A 1,389-nucleotide genomic window follows, 5' to 3' on the forward strand; every position below is an offset into this window, starting at 1 on the left:
CGCCAAGACCGCTCTCTAACCACCGTAAAACCCACTCACACAAGGAGATTCACAATGTTCACTTTCGCCAACGCTCACACCGACAACGGCTCCGGATCGGCCACTGAGGACGAGATCGTGCGCGACACCGGCCGGGCGATGGGCCAGATCATGGCCGCGGCGCGTGCGTTCATCCACTCCCGGACCGGCCGTCCGGGCAAGGCAAAGGCGCCGAAGCTTTCGCGCAAGGACCGCCGCGATCTGGCCGAGGCACTCCGCGCTCAGGTCGGCGAGCAGAAGATCGCCGAAGCTTGGTACACCAAGCGGGTCAACGACTACCACGCCGAAGTTGTGGCTTCGAATCTTCGTAGCGAGCAGCCCGGGTTCACCGCGGCCGAGCGTCAGAACGACCAGGATCGTCTGGCCGGTATCCGGTACTCGATCGAGAGCACCCTGCACGAGCAGCAGTCGCTGCCGCTGGAACGTCGCGGACAGGTCGCGATGGCGCTGTCGACGGCCGACCGCAACCCGGATCGCCCTTACGGTGCGATTTTCAAGCCGATGGACCGCGAGCAGGAGCGGGTAGCGCGGTCGGTAGCGGTGCAGTCGGAAACCTGGGTCGCCGGGCGCCGCGACGACAACGTCCGCCTGGTCGAGGAGCAGCGAGCGCGAGCCGCCAAGCTGGCCGAAGACCGCCGCGAAGCACGTCCGCCCCGGGACTACGACGAGCTCACCAAGTCCCAGCGTGACGCGGTGCAGCTGCTGCGTGCCACGCAGCTGGGTGTCGATCGTGTCGGAGAGCGGCTGCCTGCAGACCGTGTCGAGGCAGAGCAGGAGCGGGCCAAGTACGAGGCCCGCAACATGGGGCTGACCAATCGAGAGATCGGCCATCAGCTCGACTACATGGCCGAGCACACCGGCTATGTCGCCAGCTACGGCGACGACAAGATCCAGGTCCAGAACTTCTACCCGTCGCGGGAAGAGGCAACGGCCGAGATCCGCCGCGAGATGGTCCGTGATCGCCAGCTCGGTGAGAAGAACGTATGGGTCAATGTCCGCGCCCGCGAAAACGGTCTCGCCGCAATGGACCCGGAGAAGCGCGGCTCGTACGGTCCCCGCAACGAGGTGATCGCGGCAGTGTCGCGCTGGGAACGTGAGCCCGAGACCGAGCACGTCGGCCGCGGTGAGGTGCACGAGGTAGCGGTGGCACGGATCGAGCCCGGTACCGGCAGGGTCGAGCACAGCGAGTCGGCCACGCTGGTCAGCGAGCAGGCCGCTCTGGACTTCGCACACCGGGGCGTGACCAGCGCAGGTTCCAGCGTCGCGCGGATGCGAGTCGAAGTCACCGACCCTCAGCGTCCGGAGACTCCGCGCTACCACGACTACGGCTGTCTCTTATACACATCTGAC

1 protein-coding gene is annotated in these 1,389 nt (G+C 66.3%); it reads left to right on the forward strand.

Annotation, left to right across the window (positions count from 1 at the left end):
• Positions 1-54: 54 nt before the first annotated feature.
• On the forward strand, positions 55-1,389 hold a 1,335-nt coding region (locus ACFWUY_RS41650), incomplete at its 3' end, for a hypothetical protein (protein WP_384122255.1).

Source organism: Streptomyces sp. NPDC058664 (assembly GCF_042716635.1).
Classification (GTDB): Bacteria; Actinomycetota; Actinomycetes; order Streptomycetales; family Streptomycetaceae; genus Streptomyces.